This is a genomic window from Candidatus Endomicrobiellum agilis, from assembly GCF_020328115.1.
In the GTDB taxonomy this organism is placed as follows: domain Bacteria; phylum Elusimicrobiota; class Endomicrobiia; order Endomicrobiales; family Endomicrobiaceae; genus Endomicrobiellum; species Endomicrobiellum agilis.
This window is the reverse complement of the sequence record NZ_JAIXMW010000001.1, coordinates 189,107-207,505: the sequence shown is the minus strand read 5'-3', so window position 1 is coordinate 207,505 and position 18,399 is coordinate 189,107. Positions and strand designations below refer to the sequence as shown.

At 37.7% G+C, this 18,399-nt stretch carries 21 protein-coding genes and 1 pseudogene; 4 read left to right on the top strand and 18 right to left on the bottom strand.

Features of this window, described 5'->3' with window-relative positions:
- Positions 1-58: 58 nt before the first annotated feature.
- Positions 59-349: a cell division protein ZapA gene (locus LE179_RS00980; protein ID WP_374128508.1), complete on the bottom strand. Its 291-nt coding sequence runs from the start codon at positions 347-349 to the stop codon at positions 59-61.
- A gap of 2 nt (positions 350-351) precedes the next feature.
- Entirely contained in the window at positions 352-582 is a 231-nt protein-coding gene (locus LE179_RS00975) for a hypothetical protein (protein ID WP_374128507.1), read from the bottom strand.
- A gap of 1,041 nt (positions 583-1,623) precedes the next feature.
- On the opposite strand from LE179_RS00975, the gene LE179_RS00970 reads away from it, so the two are divergent.
- The 3 genes from LE179_RS00970 (at position 1,624) to LE179_RS00960 (ending at position 4,664) form a co-directional block, all read left to right on the top strand.
- Positions 1,624-1,851: a hypothetical protein gene (locus LE179_RS00970; protein ID WP_374128506.1), complete on the top strand. Its 228-nt coding sequence runs from the start codon at positions 1,624-1,626 to the stop codon at positions 1,849-1,851.
- Between the two features lie 1,022 nt (positions 1,852-2,873).
- Complete coding sequence (locus tag LE179_RS00965) at positions 2,874-4,097, top strand: acetate/propionate family kinase (RefSeq protein WP_374128505.1); 1,224 nt, start codon at positions 2,874-2,876, stop codon at positions 4,095-4,097.
- Between the two features lie 45 nt (positions 4,098-4,142).
- Positions 4,143-4,664 (top strand): DJ-1/PfpI family protein, encoded by a 522-nt coding sequence (locus LE179_RS00960; RefSeq protein ID WP_374128504.1) that lies wholly within the window; start codon positions 4,143-4,145, stop codon positions 4,662-4,664.
- Between the two features lie 680 nt (positions 4,665-5,344).
- Here LE179_RS00960 and LE179_RS00955 read toward each other — a convergent pair.
- The 12 genes from LE179_RS00955 to tpiA form a co-directional block, all read right to left on the bottom strand.
- Positions 5,345-5,587, bottom strand: coding sequence for a hypothetical protein (locus tag LE179_RS00955; protein ID WP_374128503.1), 243 nt, complete (start codon positions 5,585-5,587; stop codon positions 5,345-5,347).
- Between the two features lie 93 nt (positions 5,588-5,680).
- Complete coding sequence (locus LE179_RS00950) at positions 5,681-5,833, bottom strand: hypothetical protein (protein WP_374128502.1); 153 nt, start codon at positions 5,831-5,833, stop codon at positions 5,681-5,683.
- Positions 5,834-6,024: 191 nt separating this feature from the next.
- Complete coding sequence (locus tag LE179_RS00945) at positions 6,025-6,168, bottom strand: hypothetical protein (protein ID WP_374128501.1); 144 nt, start codon at positions 6,166-6,168, stop codon at positions 6,025-6,027.
- A 50-nt stretch (positions 6,169-6,218) separates the two neighbouring features.
- Complete coding sequence (locus LE179_RS00940) at positions 6,219-6,434, bottom strand: hypothetical protein (RefSeq protein ID WP_374128500.1); 216 nt, start codon at positions 6,432-6,434, stop codon at positions 6,219-6,221.
- A 375-nt stretch (positions 6,435-6,809) separates the two neighbouring features.
- A complete protein-coding gene (gene mtnP, locus LE179_RS00935; RefSeq protein WP_374128499.1) occupies positions 6,810-7,685 on the bottom strand; it encodes an S-methyl-5'-thioadenosine phosphorylase in 876 nt (291 codons plus the stop codon).
- 150 nt (positions 7,686-7,835) lie between these two features.
- Positions 7,836-7,973, bottom strand: a complete 138-nt coding sequence (locus LE179_RS00930) for a hypothetical protein (RefSeq protein ID WP_374128498.1) — start codon at positions 7,971-7,973, stop codon at positions 7,836-7,838.
- Positions 7,974-8,034: 61 nt separating this feature from the next.
- The gene (locus tag LE179_RS00925; RefSeq protein ID WP_374128574.1) at positions 8,035-8,169 is read right to left on the bottom strand and encodes a hypothetical protein; all 135 of its coding nucleotides are present in this window, start codon (positions 8,167-8,169) and stop codon (positions 8,035-8,037) included.
- 89 nt (positions 8,170-8,258) lie between these two features.
- The gene (locus tag LE179_RS00920) at positions 8,259-9,206 is read right to left on the bottom strand and encodes a transketolase family protein (protein ID WP_374128497.1); all 948 of its coding nucleotides are present in this window, start codon (positions 9,204-9,206) and stop codon (positions 8,259-8,261) included.
- Between the two features lie 139 nt (positions 9,207-9,345).
- A complete protein-coding gene (locus LE179_RS00915) occupies positions 9,346-10,170 on the bottom strand; it encodes a transketolase (protein WP_374128496.1) in 825 nt (274 codons plus the stop codon).
- A 36-nt stretch (positions 10,171-10,206) separates the two neighbouring features.
- Positions 10,207-10,791: a hypothetical protein gene (locus LE179_RS00910; protein ID WP_374128495.1), complete on the bottom strand. Its 585-nt coding sequence runs from the start codon at positions 10,789-10,791 to the stop codon at positions 10,207-10,209.
- A complete protein-coding gene (gene rpiB / locus LE179_RS00905) occupies positions 10,779-11,240 on the bottom strand; it encodes a ribose 5-phosphate isomerase B (RefSeq protein ID WP_374128494.1) in 462 nt (153 codons plus the stop codon). The genes LE179_RS00910 and rpiB overlap by 13 nt, the downstream gene beginning before the upstream one ends.
- Before the next feature lie 51 nt (positions 11,241-11,291).
- Positions 11,292-12,044 (bottom strand): triose-phosphate isomerase, encoded by a 753-nt coding sequence (gene tpiA / locus LE179_RS00900; protein WP_374128493.1) that lies wholly within the window; start codon positions 12,042-12,044, stop codon positions 11,292-11,294.
- A 1,069-nt stretch (positions 12,045-13,113) separates the two neighbouring features.
- On the opposite strand from tpiA, the gene LE179_RS00895 reads away from it, so the two are divergent.
- Positions 13,114-13,809 carry a hypothetical protein gene (locus LE179_RS00895; RefSeq protein ID WP_374128492.1) on the top strand — a complete coding sequence of 232 codons (696 nt, stop codon included), beginning with the start codon at positions 13,114-13,116 and terminating at the stop codon, positions 13,807-13,809.
- 123 nt (positions 13,810-13,932) lie between these two features.
- Here LE179_RS00895 and hydF read toward each other — a convergent pair whose 3' ends face one another.
- The 4 genes and pseudogenes from hydF to LE179_RS00875 all read right to left on the bottom strand — a co-directional run bounded on the left by hydF (position 13,933) and on the right by LE179_RS00875 (position 18,030).
- The gene (hydF, locus tag LE179_RS00890) at positions 13,933-15,174 is read right to left on the bottom strand and encodes a [FeFe] hydrogenase H-cluster maturation GTPase HydF (RefSeq protein ID WP_374128491.1); all 1,242 of its coding nucleotides are present in this window, start codon (positions 15,172-15,174) and stop codon (positions 13,933-13,935) included.
- 306 nt (positions 15,175-15,480) lie between these two features.
- Positions 15,481-15,732, bottom strand: a complete 252-nt coding sequence (locus tag LE179_RS00885; RefSeq protein ID WP_374128490.1) for a hypothetical protein — start codon at positions 15,730-15,732, stop codon at positions 15,481-15,483.
- Between the two features lie 351 nt (positions 15,733-16,083).
- Positions 16,084-17,200 (bottom strand): annotated as a pseudogene (locus LE179_RS00880) (FAD-dependent oxidoreductase).
- Positions 17,185-18,030: a sulfide/dihydroorotate dehydrogenase-like FAD/NAD-binding protein gene (locus LE179_RS00875; protein ID WP_374128489.1), complete on the bottom strand. Its 846-nt coding sequence runs from the start codon at positions 18,028-18,030 to the stop codon at positions 17,185-17,187. The pseudogene LE179_RS00880 and the gene LE179_RS00875 overlap by 16 nt, the downstream one beginning before the upstream one ends.
- Between the last annotated feature and the right edge of the window lie 369 nt (positions 18,031-18,399).

Sequence of the window (18,399 nt, the reverse complement as noted above, 5' to 3'; positions counted from 1 at the left end):
ACATAGAAATAAATCGATTAAACATAGCCAACATCGCAGACTAAATATGAAAAATATTTCAATTCATATAATCAGCTTCGTCTAATTGCCGTATAAACTCTTTAATTTTTTTTTCATAATTACATGAAATACTTTCTTGTAAATCTTTCAACCTAAGCAGTTCTGTCGCTATCTTTACAGCCGTCAAAGCCGCTATCTTCTGCGTGTCGGGAACGTTAGCATTTTCGCTCTTTACTTCTAGCCACTGTTCGTTTACAAAACTTACAACCCTATTAAAGCTCAGCTCATCCATACCATCTATATGCAGGTCTATGTCCCTTCCCATAATTTTCTCACGGGTGGTTGCCATAATTATAAAACCTTTACCGTGTCAATTTTTTTTATAATTCTTTCAATTTTAGTAACAGCTGCTTCAGCATTTTTTCTCAACACCACATACTCGCTCGACTGTTTTCTGCCGCGTTCGCTTTCTTTCCTCAAATATTCCACTTCCAATTTAAGTTTGAGATTTTCGTCGGTAAGTTTTCTCAATTTTTCAGCCGTTTTTTTAATTTTTAAAGCTAAAATTTCAATATCTTTCATGCCAACATTTTACAATTTGCCTGCAGGATTGTCAATGCAGTATATCAATATGCGGAAGACGATAATTAAGTCGCTAAATCCATCTTTAACTAATATTGCATCTTATTTTATGTTTATGAACTCCTTCTTTATAAAACGCCGTCATATTTTATGACAATATAACAGCAAAAAAGAGATGACTATAGCATCTCTATTGAAAAGTATCTCATTGCCCTTTTTTCTTTTTGGCATTACACCTGCTGCATATCGCTCGTCTTTTTCTCTTTTACGATGATTATAATTATTCCTTTTATTCATGCTAGCGTAAGCGTACTAGATTTATATTAATTGACAATAAGTTAAAAAAATGGCATATAATTAAGCTTATACACAATGCAAAGTCGCTTCTATTGTAATATTACAGGAGACACCGTTTATACAAAAATCACCGAAGTTATGACAAAAATTACCGAAAATAATAATATATCTGCACAGGTGACATCTTTTTATTAATCTACTACGCTTAACGAAAGCCAAAATCGTCTTTTATTTTGGCTTCACCAAACGCCGAAGGCATGCGGTAGTAATCTTATATGCTTATGCTTCCGAAAATAATTGCCAAGCTACGACGATTAACGACGAAATATCTGGCTAATAGAAGGTAAGCATGTTAATATCCCGTATCCCGATTACTATCACAAAAAAATATTATCCGAAGAACACTACAAAAGAAGGAAGAAAGACAGACTACGTCAGCTTTACAGGCTTTATACTACAAAACTGTTAACCTTTCTCTTGAACAAATTAGCGAGCAAGGTTATAAAGGTTGTTATTGGAATTTTGAGGCTATTATTTGTACTTGGTATATTTTATCGCTCTTTTTATCGGGATAGAAAGACAAAAAAACAGACTAAAGAAATAGGAGTACCTGTTCGTAATACCTTTAAGGGTATAGATTGTTTCTATTTATATCTTTATAAACCTTATTTGTCAGAATAGATAAAATTCCTGAAATCTCTGAAATTTGGTTGAGGAAAAAATTAGGAATTGCTAAGAAACAAAATGAAGAAAATTATATGTGTATGTTTGTGTATATTCTTGACGTCTGGCTGTGGTAAGTTGCTTAACAGTGCAGGCACCGTGAATACTGTTACTGAAAAGGTTAAGCAAACTAGTCCAGAACCAGCACCGACACCTACACGTGAGCCGAATGGCTATGATGAAGACGGTTATGATAAAGACGGCTATAATATGTTAGATTATAATAGAGCTGGTTATGATAGAAAGTAAGATAACACCATACAGGGATTGTCCGTGTGTAGTCCGCTGATGTATCTGAAATGCATACTGTTCCAAGATAGATAATAAGAAAAGGATAATTACAAATTAATCATGAAAAGAATATTATCGTTGTTTTTAATTGCAAGCTTAATCGCTGGCTATGACAGGCTAATTGATATCGGAAATGCTGCGTATTATGACGCTGTTAGCTAAGTAAGTAATCCACCCTCAACGTCGACACCGATGCCGATACGAACGCTGTCACCGATACCGATATGATAATATTAGGTAATTTTGCTACTTATACGGAATAGTCGCGTATTTTATATAAAAACGTTAATTTAGATTTATTAAATTCAATTTTAGAGTAAAACAAAATCGCCGATGTTTAAAAAAAATCCCCAAATGCTCCGTCACTGAGTGATAGAAAAATACCCTTTCAGCATTGCCAACAACGATGCGTGACGCGGATAAAAAAGTTTAGGACATTAAAACCAAGAGCGTTGTTAGCGCAGTCAATCACAAAATGCAAAGACTCAGTGTTATTTATAGAATACTTGAAAATACGGAACAGTTATGAAGCAGGTAGTTTAAGAAATATTATACGAGCCGACTTATAAAATAGGTGCAGCAGCAACCGTCAATAAAATATGCTTGAAAACGAAGCCGCCGCTTGTAATAAAAAAGCTTCTACGCATTAAGCTGACAGTCCAAACCAATATTCTCCAAATTTTAATACGGGTTTACATCTGGCTTAGAAACCGTTAGAATTAACGAAAATTTTTATTGACAACAAAAGGGAAACCAAATTGTTTTAGATTTTTCTTTTGACAGCAGCACGACAATCATCGTTGCAGCGAAATTGCGGAATTAAAGAGAAAATATATCAGTATAGAATTTGACGAAATGTGGTTAATAGGCTTAAAAAAATTGAACAAGACAATAAAAGCAATTTGTTTTTTTTAACAGATTATCCGCCGGTTCTAACAAGTAAATGAATTTTATATAAAATAGGGGAGGCTTGACCTCGAATGAAAGTATTAGTGGTCAATTGCGGTTCGTCGTCAACTAAGTACACTCTTTTTGAAATGGAAAGCGAGAAAAAGATTGCATGGGGAATAGTCGAGTGCATTGGTCTTTCCGAAGCATACTATAAAAGACAAACGTCCGGCGCTAAAGAGAAAAAAACTTCAATAAAAGTTACAAACCATACGGAAGCCGTTGAACTTATAATAAAAGATCTCTTAGATAAAAAAACTGGAAGCATTGCAAATATAGATGAAATTGCCGTAGTCGGTCACAGAATAGTACACGGCGGCGACAAGTTTTCAAAATCGGTTTTGGTAACGAAAGAAGTAAAAAAAGGTTTAAAAGAATGCTTTTCAATAGCGCCTTTGCATACTCCGGCGCACTATGCCGGCATTCTTGCCGTAGAAAAAATGCTTCCGGGAATTCCGTCAGTTCTAGTCTTTGACACCGCTTTTCACCAGACAATGCCTGACTACGCATACATGTACGCTCTTCCTTACGAATATTACGAGAAACACCATATAAGAAAATACGGTTTTCACGGAACTTCGCATAATTACGTTTCACAGAGAGCGGCTGCAATGCTTAGAAAACCTTTAAGTGAATTGAAACTGATTACGGCTCATTTAGGCAACGGCAGCAGTATAACTGCGATTGAAAAAGGGAAAGTTATAGATACTTCTATGGGTTTTACTCCGCTACAAGGAGTTATGATGGGAACGAGATGCGGCGACATAGACCCTGCAATCATAGCTTATATTATAAAAAAATATCCTCAATATAAAAACGACGACGACTTAAACACTCTAATGAATAAAGAAAGCGGATTGCTCGGTATATCAGGACTTTCGGGCGATATGAGAACCACTATCAAAGCGTCGGCGGAAGGCAACAAAAAAGCAAAACTCGCTTTTGAAATGCTCTGTTACAGCATAAAAAAATACATAAGCGCCTATTGCGGAATATTAAACGGCATTGACGGTTTAGTTTTTACGGCGGGCATAGGAGAAAATTCTACGGCAGTCAGAGAAAAAATATGTGCAAATCTACATGCTTTGGGAATTGAGATGGACGCAAAAAAGAATAACGAACCTTCAGTCGAAGAAAGGTTCGTTTCAACCGCGAACTCTAAGGTAAAAATTATGATAATTCCCACAAATGAAGAATTGATGATCGCAAGAGAGTCAAAAGTCTGTCTGCATGCAAGCGCTCAGACAGACGAATAGATTTAAAAATATTTACAGCATAAAGTCATTAATGGCAAGGCATTTATGAATAAAGTTATATTTATAACCGCCCCTGAAGTATTCAGAGACGAAGAATACTATAAACCTAAAAAAATTCTTGAAGATGCTGGCGTTGAAGTTACAACTGCAAGTGTAAAAATTGGAGAGCTGACAGGCAGATTTGGATTTAAAACGATAAGCACGCTTTTAATTCAAGATATTAATCCAGATGACTTTGACGCGATAGCGTATATCGGCGGAGGCGGATCAAAAGTGTTTTTCGATAATCCCAGCGCTCTAAAACTTGCAAATGATTTTTTTAAACTTGGAAAACCTACGGCTTCAATATGCATAGCGTGTGTAATTCTCGCAAATGCAGGCATTTTAAAAGGTAAAAAAGCAACGGTTTTTATTGACGGGAAAGAAGAATTGATAAAAGGTGGCGCCATATATACGGGCAACGACCTGGAAACTGATGGAAATATTATCACTGCGAATGGTCCCGACATCGCGCAAGATTTTGGTAAAGCTATTTTAAAAGCCCTTGAACAAAAACTGATTCATTAACCGTGCAGTGAGCGCTTCATTTATTGCAATAAGTTGTTGTTCTTGCTTTTCTACCCACTGCATATAAATTTAACCTCATCATTCGCGTGCCTGCTGAGTTTCTGTATCCTTAATGATCCTTATGTTTTTCTCGCTAGCCTCTTTTAGCTGCTCTTGCATTGACTTTCTTTTCTTCATTGAGCTATTCAAGCTTCGTCGTTATATTTTTTAAACTCCTCTTTTTTCTCTTTAATTGTTTTGCCACATTCCTCTATAAATGCGATGGAATAGACTTTGTCGGTTTTTATAGTTATCGCCTTTGGCTGTCAACACTCTTGTCACCGCTTTTCAACTTCTTTATATTCGCATTATTATCTCTCGCGCTGCAACGCTACACAGCACCAAAAATTGTCATTTTCATGTTTTATATCTCATGTGTGTTTCGCGCGTTTTATATTGAAAGCAATTGATTTCCATTCTGATTAGTTCTGTTTTTTTTCGGCAACTGCTTAATATATCACCGACAACCGCAAACACTTATCCCTCGCTTATTAAAATCCACCGGATTTGGCTTATTTTTTGGATTTGAGCCAATGCGACATCTCTCGCGCGTATTTTTGCCGCAGTTCTTGAAGTTAAAAAAACTCTTTCCGCAGTACTTGTAATGCGTCTGTCTGTCCTACAGGTTTGGCTATATTAAGCTAAGCCTCGTCTCTCTGCATGGTTAATTTAGTTTTGGTCTTAGTACTGTAGAACTCTCTGCCAGCTAATAATCTGGAATGTACTGCTGATTTACGTGGCTTTTTGTATGTCCTTTCTTGATATCTTGCACATCTCTGCATGTCCTCGCTTATGCTGGTGTACATACTTACGCTTTGGAGCTTTGTGTTAATGTGGTGATTGGTAAACATATTAATAAATTTATCTATCATTTCATTTATCATTTTTTCGCCTTCCCATTAATTTTAAGTCCGTATTTGTGTGCCAATTGCAACGTTTCGCCGATTGTTATGGTGTTAAGTATTAGCTCTTCCTTGTTAGGTCATCTTTTGGCTTTGTGCAATTAGCAGGTCAATCTCTGCTCTTGTAATTTTTGTTTTGTTTAATACAACATGCAAATCCTTGTCACTTTCTGCCTTGTCACTTTCTGCCTTGTCACTTTCTGCCTTGTCCCTGTCTATCCTGTCCATCTCTGCACTGTGTTTATCGGATTTTTAATCAATCCGCAGACTCCGCAAAATCCTACAAAAAAAACACAATAGAAAGACCAGCCGCTAACTTTGCTTTGTTGTCATTCTTTTCGCTGGTAAATAAGATTTAAACATTTTACTGCCACTACTTAATTATTTAACTTCTATGCCTGCTTACTGAGGTGGGCAGACTAGGAGCTAATTAGCCCCTGTTCCTCAGGTCTTATCACGTTTATTTTGTCTTCGTTTATCTCTGCGTTATATTTCGCTTCTTCACTTTTTAATTCATCGGCTTTATCTTGGTCATACTCGTTGCGTGCTTCTTTGTCTTTCACAGTAGTCACACGGCAAATAATTTATCGGACATTTTTCACAGTCATCTGGATTAAACTCGTATGCGTCCAGTTTCATTGCATTCCCTGAGGCACTTGTGTCCGCAGTTTTCAAAAGTTCCCTCGTCGCAACTACAGTTTTCGCATATGTAGCTATTGCCCTGCTCCGTTGCGACTAGCAATAATTTGTAAGTGTCGTAAACGCTTATTCCTTCCAGCTCTGTCTTCAGTTCCGTGTCATCGCATTCTTCCGCTATCGTTAAAAACATGTTACAAATCTCAAACGCATTTTCCCGATTATCACAAATATGCTTATGCAAGGCTTCAATTATGTCGCATTCGTTAAAATCCGTGTGCCACTGCCCTTACTGTAAGAATTATCTCTGAGATATTTCCGAATTAATTTAATCACTTTTGTTATTCTGGCTTCGTTGTATTCTTTGCTATTTATTTTATTATCCTCTTTTTTATTTTTTAAATGTTTCATATGTCATCTAATAGTTCTTTATCTTTTATTATTAATGTTTCATTGAAAACAGATACTACCCAACTGTTAAAAACATATTCCGCTAAGTTCACGTCATGACATATTATATGCCTAAAACGAACATTATCATCAAACTCAGTCGGCAAAAAATAAACATTCATAATTTAAAATATTTATCAATTAACAAAGATACATTTTTATAATACGGATTTTGAGCTATTTTACCGGATGGAGTCATAAACGAAGTTTTTAACGAACTGCCGCAGGAACACTTTATTTCTCTCTCTGAAAGTTTCACAACAAGCCTTTCAGTAACTCTTTTACTGCTTGCAAGATTTGCCGCAACAACCGAGGCAACGGCGTCGTTCGTTACTTCTTCCCCTTCTTTCCATACGTCAAAATCAGTCACAAGAGAAATGTTTGCATAGCACATTTCAGCTTCCCTAGCAAGTTTTGCTTCTGGAAAAAGCGTCATTCCAACTATTGAAAAACCCGCCTGCCTATTGGCTTCCGATTCAGCTTTCGTGGAAAATTGCGGACCTTCAATGCAGACATATGTTCCGCCGAAATGATGTTTTATGCCAAGCTCGTCAACAATTTGGCGGATTAAATCTCTTATTCCATTGCAGAAGGGATATGCCATTGAGACATGAGCGACTATGCCTTTTTCAAAAAAAGTCGACGGCCTGTTTTTTGTTTTATCAAAAACCTGGTCAGGAATAACGAAATCTCTCGGTTTCATTTCTTTCTTCAAAGAACCGCACGCTGTAAAAGAAACTATCTGTCCCACGCCTAGAGATTTTAAAGCATAAATATTCGCTCTTTGATTAATCTCCGAAGGGTTTAAGGTATGCCCTCTGCCGTGTCTCGGCAAAAAAGCGCAGTTTACGCCGTTTATCTCGCCTGTGGTTATTTTGTCCGAAGGTCTGCCAAAAGGCGTATCAACATCTCTCTCGATAATATTTTTAATACCGGCAATTTCATATAATCCGCTGCCGCCTATAAATGCAATCTTTACCAGATTTCCGCGCATTTCCATATCCTCGTAATTTTATCCACAAATTAAATTCAGAAATTCTTAAGATATTGCTATGCACGCCATCTAAAAAATAAACAGCAGTTGAAAATTCAATACCAAGTTTCAAACTGCCTTCCCCACAACGACTAAAAAAATCACTTATAATTACGAGAGTTTTATATCTACAGCATTGAGCTGCACTACTTTATTTTCATTTTTGCCGACCACGCCAAGATTAAAAGCTATATTCAAAGAATCTTCGGAACGGGTCATCTTTGGAAGATTTGCCTTGTTCCAAAACACAGTCTGAATATTTTTACTTCTTTTATGCAAAACTTTAAACTTTAAAGGACCTTCTTTGTTTTCAAAAAACCGATATCTCAGTTAGTATTACATCTCTTATGAAAAATACGGGGCTAAAATTGTTCATATCGAAAGGTTCCATTACTTCCATCTGTTTATAGAAGTCAATATTTATGTCTGAAATCTTTAATTCGATTTCAATAATTATCGCATTTCACAGTCTCTTTTAAATTCCTGTCGACATATTCCGAGTATAAAACAATCAATACTATTCTTTTTGGTATATCATTTTCTTTTGAGAACTTTTAAAACCGCATCCGCAATATTTACGTCTTTTAGTCCGAATCTGCACATTAAATCCATAGGTTCGCCGGACTCGCCGAATCTGTCGTTGATTCCCACCATTTCAACAGGAACCGGACAATTTCTGACAAGAACTTCGGCAACCGCAGAACCAAATCCGCCATAAATTTGATGTTCTTCCGCGGTTACTACCGCACCACATTCTTTCGCAGCGGCAACGATTGTTTTTTCGTCTATAGGTTTAATCGTGTGGATATTTATGACTCTTGCTTTGATACCTTTTTTCTTTAAAATCTCAGCACTCATTAGAGATTCATAAACCATTGTTCCGCAAGCCATAATCGCAACGTCATCTCCGTCTCTTAAAACATTTGCTTTTCCTATTTCAAAAGGAGTATCGTCTTTTGTGATCATGGGGATATTTTCTCTTCCGTATCTTATGTATGTAGGCCCGTCTGAATACGCGCTTGCTACTACCGCTTTCCTCGTCTCAACCAAATCGCACGGCGTTATGACTTTCATTCTGGGAAGACATCTCATTATGGCTATTTCTTCCAAAGCCTGATGGGTCGCTCCATCAGGTCCTACCGTAATTCCAGAATGCGAACCGCCTATTTTTACATTTAAATTTGAATAACACACAGTCGTTCTTATCTGTTCCCACGGTCTTCCAGACGCAAAGACTCCGTAAGTGGACACAAACGGAATAAACCCCGCCACGGCAAGTCCTGCAGCCATACCTATCAAATTGGTTTCCGCGATGCCGACGTTAACAAATCTGTCGGGAAACATTTCCTTAAAACCATCTATTACAACTGAAGAAACCGTGTCCGCGCCCAAAACAAAAATTTTAGGGTCTTTTTTTCCAAGTTCGACAAGACCTTCGCCAAAACCAAATCTTGTAGCCTTTTTTCCAAAAACTTCTATCATATTTTTCTCCTGACCGAATACATACTTTCAGCCGTTATGCCAAACCGCAATCGTTATTTTTATTCTTTTTACATCTAAGCTTTATCCCGACGATATCTACAGTCGTTTTTTTTTAAACTGGGCGACAACATCGTTTTCCCTATTTCAACGATTCGTTAATTTCCGTCACCGCTTTTTCAACCAATTCTTTTGAGGGAATTTTTCCATGCCACTCGGCGACATTTTCCATATAAGAAACGCCTTTGCCTTTAACAGTCTTCGCTATTATCGCCGTAGGTTTCCCTTTTTCCGTTTTGAACTGCAAATAAGCTTTGTCAATCGCCTCAAGATTATGTCCGTCTATCTCTATAACACTCCAGCCAAAAGCTTTGTATTTATCGGCTAAAGGCTCAACGTTCATTATATCTTTCGTAGCGCCGTCTATCTGCAAACCGTTATTGTCAACGATGGCGCAAAGATTGTCAAGTTTATAGTGAGCCGACGACATTACAGCTTCCCAGACGCTTCCTTCCTGCTGCTCGCCGTCGCCCATAAGAACGTAAACTCTGTTGCTTTTACCCGCTTGCCTCATTCCTACGGCAATTCCCGCTCCAATAGATAAGCCGTATCCTAAAGAACCGGTGGACACTTCTATTCCCGGAAGTTTTTTATCTTTTGCCGGATGCCCCTGAAGTTTGCTCCCGGTTCTTCTCAAAGTACACAATTCGTCGGAATTGAAACATTTAAGCTGCGCTAAAACCGCATAAAGCACTGGACAAACATGCCCCTTTGACAATATAAAGTAATCTCTGTTTTGGTCATTTGTATCTTTAGGATTAAATTTCATATGTTTAAAATATAACGACACCAAAAGTTCGACCGAAGATAAACTACCGCCCGGATGTCCCGTACCCGCAAGAGCAAGCATTTTAATAATATCTTTTCTGACATTAGCAGACATTATCTTTAAGTCTGAAATCTCCATTATAATAGCTCCTTTTTAAGTCCTGTAAATAAAAAACTATTTCCGCTTATTAGCATTGTCGCGCGGAATGGTTCTTAAGACATCTCTCACTACTGCGTCAAGCGCATAATCTATATTTTTATTTTTGCAAACAGACGAATCTGACCATATAACCTGTCCCGTTTTCACATCAGTCATATACGCGTAAATCCCGACTGCGGCATCCCTTGTAACAACTTTTCTAAGCGTCCGACTGCGCGCCCAATTGTAATCATAACAACCGTCATAATAATCATTAAAAATATAACATTGCGAACTACATCTCACCGGGTATAAAACATATTTCCGCTCGCAGCGAAAAGAAGTTATGCTCCCTTCTATAACGGCGTCAACTTCAACATTAACATTATCAGATACGACGTTATAACCTTTAGCTAAAAGATGTCGAATAAAAATTTTTCGCGACGCTTCGCCAGCTTCTCTGTATTTTTTGCCGGAAGAAAAATTCTCTACCCGCACAGTCCTAATTGTTGAAAAATCATAATCCGGCTTTACGACAGCCGTGCTTACAATACACGACGACATTATAAAGACAGAAAAAAGAACAGTAAAAATAAACTCCCTCATTGTTATTTCTGGCACTGCAGTTTTTCAATTTCCCTAATTTTCTTTATTCTCTGCGAATGTCTTTTCTCAAACGGAGTTTCAAGAAATATCTTTATTCTACGGCACAGTTCGTTCAATGTAGCAGTTCTCGACCCAAGACATAAAATATTTGCTCCGTTATGTTGCGCCGCAAGCTTTGCGGTATCTTCATCCCAACAAACTGCCGCAATAACGCCTTTAACCTTATTTGCCGCAACGGACATGCCTATTCCCGTCCCGCATATAAGAACGCCCTTATCCGCTTTTTTGCCGACAACAGCTTCTGCAACCTTAAGAGCATAGTCGGGATAATCGCAACTTCCTTCTCCGCAGAAACCGAAATCTTCAATCTCATAACCACTGCTCTGAAAATATTCTTTTATTTTATTCCTTACTTCGGCGGCGGCATGATCCGTGCCAAAAGCCAATTTTATAATCTTATCCATATCTTTCTCGCTGTATATTTTATGTTATTGCCATGTTGCTATTGCGTTATTTCATTTAGAATACTCGACAAGTTTTGCAAAAGATTCGGCTTCTAAACTCGCTCCGCCTACCAAACCGCCGTCAATATCGGTTTTTTTCATAAGATCCGACACATTGTTCGGATTTACGGAACCGCCGTAAAGGATTCTCACTTTTTCAGCTGATTCTTTGTACATCTGTTCATATATCTTCCTCACAAAAGAGTGAACTTCCTGAGCTTGATCGGGAGTTGCGGTTTTTCCCGTTCCTATAGCCCACACAGGTTCATAAGCTATAACCGCCAAAGACGCCTGTTGAGGACTAATGCCTGACAAACCGACTCTCACCTGTTTTTCTATAACTTTAAAAGTTACATTGCCTTCTCTTTCTTTAAGAGTTTCACCCACGCAAACTACGGGAGTAATACCCGCCGCAAGGGCTGCTTTCGTTTTTTTGTTTACAGTTTCATCAGTCTCGCCGAAATGTTGTCTGCGCTCCGAATGACCGATTATAACGTAAGAACAGCCGGCATCTTTCAGCATTTCCAAAGAAATTTCACCGGTGAACGCCCCTTTTGCTTCCCAAAAAAGATTTTGCGCTCCGAGATTAATATTTGAGCCTTTAATTTCATTACTTACCGCATAAAGCGCTGTAAAAGCGGGACAAATCAAAATTTCAACACCCGATACGCTGGCGACAGCACTTTTAAGCGACTTTACAACATTTATAGCCTCTGGAACAGTCTTATTCATCTTCCAATTTCCTGCCATCAACGGTTTCCTCATGGGTAGCTCCTTTTATTTTTTTTATATATTTTGAAATTATACCAGATTTACAGTCGGACTTTCAACATTTTAATTATAATCGGGCTATAAAAAAAGACATCAAAAAAACAAAAATATCGACTCCGGTTTTAGAAAAGAATCATAATAAAAGTTTTTAAAACAAGAGTAAGATAAGCATCGCGAATTATAAAAAGGAAAAATCTGTTGTAAAGTTTGTAAATTCTTAAGAAATATATCTCGTTAAACGCCCAAATCAAGTCTTACCTGTCAAACTTGAACTGTTCCGCTTACTTTTACTTGCAAACTTCAAACAAGACCCTATCATACTCCCAAAATAACATCTTATTTTTTTCTCTTTCAAAAAATACTTTTGAGAAAAATATCTATGGATCTATTAACACTCAAACTTCAATACTTTTATTCCCGTAACAAATAAATACAGGTTAAGGAAAATAACAATGTTTATTTTGAACAAAAAATTCCACTCGCATTCTAAAATTTCCGCTTATCGCCTCCATATATTTTTATAATACCATTATTGTCGCTCGTTTTTGTCGACAAATTCTGTGAATATGCCAATACGCTTTTCAATCTTTGCTTTTGCTTCCAAACACTTTCTCTTTTCATTAATTAACCGCGATCTGATTTTAAGCGCATGACAATATAGCACAGTAAACGCAATAATGGTATACTGTATAGGCAAGCAGTGTTTCACTCTTGCCAACTTGCGCGCTTTTTTAATGAATGTAACAGCTTTAAACTAGCAACTTTTTAAATTCGAAAAATTATCTAAATGAAAAAATTAATTTGTATTTATTTACTATTGTGTTATGCAATACTTAACTTAAGCGCTTGCAATACAAATAAAAACAGGACTAATCGGACTGACCTGATTGATCGGACTGACCTGATTGATCGGACTGACCTGATTGATCGGACTAATTCTGATTCCCCCGCAGTTCCAACGAAAACGAACTATCCTCGGGTAACAATACTTTCGCCCATTATAAATATTTTAATGGCGGGATATGAAGCTCATCTTATATTAAAAAGGACAACACTTAGGAATATGTTTCGATTTGAAACGCTGCTTCCTTTGACTGCAGTTTCGTTAAATTCTTATTACTGTTGTAAAAAAACCAATACACTTCCCGCTGGAAATCAGGAAGAGTATGAAAGCCAAATAAAAAGTGTATCAGCATCTGCGATGTCAGCATTCATGCATATTATACCATTTGTAACTGATATCGAAGAAACACTCAGACAAAGAAACAGTGTAATGCCAATACCAATGCCAATCCTTACGCAATTGGGGAGAGATGCAGTCAAAGAAACAATTGCCAGCTTATACGCCATCACAAAAAAACCAATACTTATAGATATCCGGGACGCATCAGTATTTATCGATAAGCTAATATGCATTCATTATGCAAAATCTCAGATAGATACATATTTGAGTGCTATCAGCAACGCATGGACAAATTCTAATCCAATAATAAGCATAGTAAAAACATTAATAAATATGGGTATGATCAATTCAAGCTTTCACGAAATGACTGAAGTAAATAAAGAGCTGATGAATGATTTAAGTAATTTAATCATTATGAGAAAACTCTGGAACTACGCAAAACCCTTTTATGAGAAGTATAAAATAATTAGATATGGTCTAGCTGGCATAGCAGCTGTATTTGTCAACTTTCCTAAGATATATATATGGGCAAAGACTGCATGGACTGCGGCAATTTTTTTATGCCAATATCTTTAATGTCTCTTCTGCTATCTCTTGCCAAATCACCATTCTTAGCATCATTCAAAGTAATGTCCAAGGTAGTATCGGTAATCATCAATCGTCTATAGACCCAGCGAAAAAAAATTTCAACCTCTATTCTCAATTTTTATAATACCCACTACACTTGAATTCATACTTTTTATAAGCTGATAACGCTTCTGGAAAAACTTCAAGCACTTTTTCTATAACACCGTGGAGAACTGATATCGCAATACCATAATTTGTTATCGGCACTCCGGCTTCGACAGCTTTATTAAGTCTTGAAAGCATGCTTTTTCTATTTAAAGTACACCCGCCGCAGTGTATTATGATTTTATAAACTGCAATATTTTCAGGATAATCCTGTCCTGATATATACTCAACTTCCAAATCTTTCTTTGAATATTTCCTAATCCATTTTGGAAGTTTCACTCTCCCTATATCGTCTGCAGACGCATGATGCGCACACGCTTCGGAAATCAACACCTTATCGCCGTCCTGAAGATTATTAAGAGCGGTAGCGCCTTTCGCCATTTCAACTATATCAGATTTATCCGCGGCATAAATTATTGAAAAAGTCGTAAGTTTAACGTTATCGGGCGTCTTTGCCGCTATGCGCTCAACAGCTTGTGAATCCGTCACCACAATTATAGGAAGCGTTTTTAAATTTTGCAACGCAATTTCATATTCAGTGTCTTGTACCGTATACGAAGCCGCATTTAAATCCAAAATGTGCCTTAGAGTCTGTGCCTGCGGCATTATTATTTTCCCGCGCGGGGCGCCCAAATCTATGGGCATAACTAAAACTACCGTATCGCCTTTTTTTACTATATTCCTTAAAACTCGATAATTCTCAATGTATTTATCGGGAAGTGCTTCTATAAGAATCTTTTTTAAAGCGTTCAGAAAATCATCTCTGTTTCCACTGACGTTAGAAAAGAGCATAACGTACTTTGTATATTTTTTCAACTGTTCCAGAAATATCTTGTCGGGAGGGTTTAAATCAGTTTTACTTACGACAATTACGCACGGCGTTTTTCTTTTATCCGCTTCTTTGACAATACTTTCTTCAAAGCTGCCAAATTTTCCCGAATCGCACATTAAAATAACAATATCGCAAGAATCAAAGGTTTTTTGCGTTTTTTCTATTCTTTTACTTCCTAAAACAGACGTATCATCAATTCCCGCGGTGTCAAACAGCGTTATTGGTCCCAAAGGGTTAAGCTCCATTTGCTTATGAACTACATCCGTTGTAGTTCCCACCGTTTCTGAGACAATAGACGTGTTTTGGTTTGTAATAAAATTCATAAGCGATGATTTCCCAACATTTGTTCTGCCAAATATTCCAATCTGAATTGTCAACGCTTTCACGCCGCCACTCCTCCCGCTCTCAGCGCAAACATATTATTTTCCTGTATTTTTAGTTAGACGATCCGGAATTCCAACGCGGGTAAAAATTGTTTCAAAAGTTTTTTTACGCATGCCTTTTTACAGAAAATTCCATAAACTTTTATTTGTCGACCAAAACTGCAAAACACCGTTTTGTTTAAAACCTTCCTTCCTAAACAATAAGTCAATTTCCTAAATAACAACGACAACAAAGCTCATCTGTTTTTTTTATCATGGAATTCTTGCTGTGGATACCCACCGCATTGCAGTTCGCGCGGCCTATAAAACGCTGCACACAATATAATTCAAATAGCATGCCTGTGCTGTGGCTATCAGACATATTATCTCCTTCAATTTTTTGCCGTTATTGTGATTGTACAACCTCGTGTCTTTCCACTTTGGCATCCCGCTTCGGTTCTTCATCCTAGTCGCGATAATAAAGTTCGATATAAGTTTCAGCGACGCGCCCGGACTGCAAAGAGCGACTTCTCGAGCCGTTCTCTTGATAATTTTACCTTCAATTTTTGTCAAAATCTGCTCTATTTTTGTGAGAGAACTGTAGCGAGAGACATGTTTCTCGCTACGCGGGTTGCCCCGCTTACCGACAACAGACGGAAAAATTGTCCTTGTTAGCATGCTTATCCGCTTCCCAATGCTTGATAGAGTCGGGTCGTTGACTTCAGCGCAAAGATAAAGATTTCGAAATTTTTCGTCGCTTACGCATACATGAAAAGAAATCGTAATATCCAGATACGTAAAGTTATAAAGATCATCAGCAAACTAAAACTTACTAAAATAAAATAGAAACCTCCGTATTACAAGAATTTCATGCTTTATTGCGGAAAAAGGGAAAAAAAGGAAAATAAAACAGAGCCGCATTGCTCAAATGTTTTTAAGATAATCTGCTATCGCCCGCGCCGCTTTTTTACCCATTCCCATCGCCTCTATAACAGTATCCCCGCCAACAATATCGCCACCCGCGAAAACGCCGGATATCGAAGTCATATAGTTGTCGTCAATTATAATATAACCGCGACTGTCCGTATTTAAACCTTCAGTAAGCAGTGGCAAAATAGGATTTGGATGCAGTCCTAAAGCCAAAATAACCGAGTCGCAGCGCTGTTCTTGCCGAATCCATCGCCGTATTTCCGCCACCGACTACCACAACGCTTTTGCCTTTATAGACTGGCGTGTCGTAATCGGGGAAATCATAAGAACGCATAAGATTTACGCGCACCAAAAACTCATTTGAACAGTAAACATGATTCAAATTTTCGCCCGTTATACCCGGAAATACGGGAAGTCCCGCTCCCACCGCAATGAATACGGCTTTGTATCTGTCGTCAAATAACTCTTTTATCGTTTTTGTTCTTCCGATAAGAGTATTTAAAACTATTCTCATTCCAAGCTTTTTTAAATTATCTATTTCTCTATCCAAAACCTCTTTTGGAAGTCTGAATTCAGGTATGCCGTAACGCAAAACACCGCCGGAATTATGAAGAGATTCATAAACTGAAACATCGTATCCCATTTTCAACAAATCGCCGCTGCAGGCAAGTCCCGCCGGTCCTGAACCGACAACAGCAACTTTTATGCCGTTTTTCTCAGTTGCCATCTTGTCATCGCTATTTTCAATCGCAACATCAGCCGCATATCTTTCTAAATTTCCGATACAAACGCTTTCGCCTTTCTTCGCTAAGATGCACAATTTTTCACATTGGTTTTCCTGCGGGCAGACTCTACCGCATACAGCCGAAAGATTATTTTTTTGTTTTAAAACTTTTAGAGCCCGCGCAGTATCATTGCCGGCAAGATGTTTTATAAACCCCGGAATATCAATTTCAACGGGACAGCCGCCGATGCACGTCGGTTTCTTGCACTGCAGACATCTTCCGGCTTCTTTGAGCATCTCATCACGCGTATAACCCGTATTCACCTGTTTAAAATCTCTTTTTCTTATCTCTGGATCCCTTTCGGGCATTTTTATTTTTCGTGACATTTACACTCCTGGTTATATTTAAATTTATCAACCGATATTTTTTCAAGACTTTTAAAGAGTTCAAGTCTTGAAACAAGTTCTTCCCAGTTCACGGAATGTGCGTCAAATTCAGGACCGTCAACGCAGGCAAACTTTATCATCCCGCCGACGCTAACTCTACACGCTCCGCACATTCCCGTTCCGTCAAGCATTATAGGATTTAAAGAAACCAGCGTCTTTATATGTTCTGCTCTGGTGAGTTCCGCAACGGCTTTCATCATAGGCACCGGACCTATAGCATATACTATATCCACTTTTTCTTTGCCTACGACGTCTTTTAAAACATCTGTGACAAATCCTTTTACACCGCGCGTTCCGTCATTTGTGGCAAAAAGGAGCAAGTCGCTTTCTCGTTTTAATTCATCTTCAAGTATTATCAAATCTTTACATCTCGCCCCTACTATAGTAACAATTTTATTGCCCACTTCTTTAAACTCTTTTATAACCGGCAAAACTTCTGCCGTACCCACGCCCCCGGCGACAGCAACAACTGTGCCGTATTTTTTAATTTCTGTGGGATGTCCTAAAGGTCCTACAAAATCTTTTATGTAATCGCCTTCGCAAAGAGAAGCAAGATGCATTGTGCTTTTACCTACCTCTTGAAAGATTATTTTCACTAAACCTTTTTGAGGATTTGTTCCCGCTACGGTCAAAGGAACGCGTTCTCCTTTATCGTCAATTCTGAATATAACAAATTGTCCGGCTCTTGCGCTTTTCGCAACTTCAGGAGCATAAATCTCATATGCCCGCACTTTCGGTCCGATTTCTTTTTTGCTTACAATTTTAAACATTTTTTATCCTCAAGTATAAATAATCCACTATCTATAAAACACAAAAATCAATACACTCATACTCCGCCGCTGCAGACTTTTCCGCTCACTATATTCGCCGTCGCATAATTTTACCCTTACAAATTCACAAAAATATATTTCGCACTTCTCAAATCCGATTAAAAATCCAATATCCATCCAAAAGCGACAGTTTTTTTGCGGCATAGAAAGTATGCTATCCATCTTAAAACAACTTTACAATACGCACCCTTTAAAATTACATACTGAAAAATATCCAAAATCCTAAAACCGTAAAATTCAGAAGGTTTATCCGAAAAAAAACGAATATGTTATTTCATTAACGGGAAGACAACAGAAGATAATGATACT

Excerpts from the sequence above, each read along its gene's own strand:
- LE179_RS00980 (WP_374128508.1), bottom strand. The coding sequence starts at position 349 with ATGGCAACCACCCGTGAGAAAATTATGGGAAGGGACATAGACCTGCAT.
- LE179_RS00975 (WP_374128507.1), bottom strand. The coding sequence starts at position 582 with ATGAAAGATATTGAAATTTTAGCTTTAAAAATTAAAAAAACGGCTGAA.
- LE179_RS00970 (WP_374128506.1), top strand. The coding sequence starts at position 1,624 with ATGAAGAAAATTATATGTGTATGTTTGTGTATATTCTTGACGTCTGGC.
- LE179_RS00965 (WP_374128505.1), top strand. The coding sequence starts at position 2,874 with ATGAAAGTATTAGTGGTCAATTGCGGTTCGTCGTCAACTAAGTACACT.
- LE179_RS00960 (WP_374128504.1), top strand. The coding sequence starts at position 4,143 with ATGAATAAAGTTATATTTATAACCGCCCCTGAAGTATTCAGAGACGAA.
- LE179_RS00955 (WP_374128503.1), bottom strand. The coding sequence starts at position 5,587 with ATGATAAATGAAATGATAGATAAATTTATTAATATGTTTACCAATCAC.
- LE179_RS00950 (WP_374128502.1), bottom strand. The coding sequence starts at position 5,833 with ATGGACAGGATAGACAGGGACAAGGCAGAAAGTGACAAGGCAGAAAGT.
- LE179_RS00940 (WP_374128500.1), bottom strand. The coding sequence starts at position 6,434 with ATGTTTTTAACGATAGCGGAAGAATGCGATGACACGGAACTGAAGACA.
- mtnP (WP_374128499.1), bottom strand. The coding sequence starts at position 7,685 with ATGCGCGGAAATCTGGTAAAGATTGCATTTATAGGCGGCAGCGGATTA.
- LE179_RS00920 (WP_374128497.1), bottom strand. The coding sequence starts at position 9,206 with ATGATAGAAGTTTTTGGAAAAAAGGCTACAAGATTTGGTTTTGGCGAA.
- LE179_RS00915 (WP_374128496.1), bottom strand. The coding sequence starts at position 10,170 with ATGGAGATTTCAGACTTAAAGATAATGTCTGCTAATGTCAGAAAAGAT.
- rpiB (WP_374128494.1), bottom strand. The coding sequence starts at position 11,240 with ATGGATAAGATTATAAAATTGGCTTTTGGCACGGATCATGCCGCCGCC.
- tpiA (WP_374128493.1), bottom strand. The coding sequence starts at position 12,044 with ATGAGGAAACCGTTGATGGCAGGAAATTGGAAGATGAATAAGACTGTT.
- LE179_RS00895 (WP_374128492.1), top strand. The coding sequence starts at position 13,114 with ATGTTTCGATTTGAAACGCTGCTTCCTTTGACTGCAGTTTCGTTAAAT.
- LE179_RS00875 (WP_374128489.1), bottom strand. The coding sequence starts at position 18,030 with ATGTTTAAAATTGTAAGCAAAAAAGAAATCGGACCGAAAGTGCGGGCA.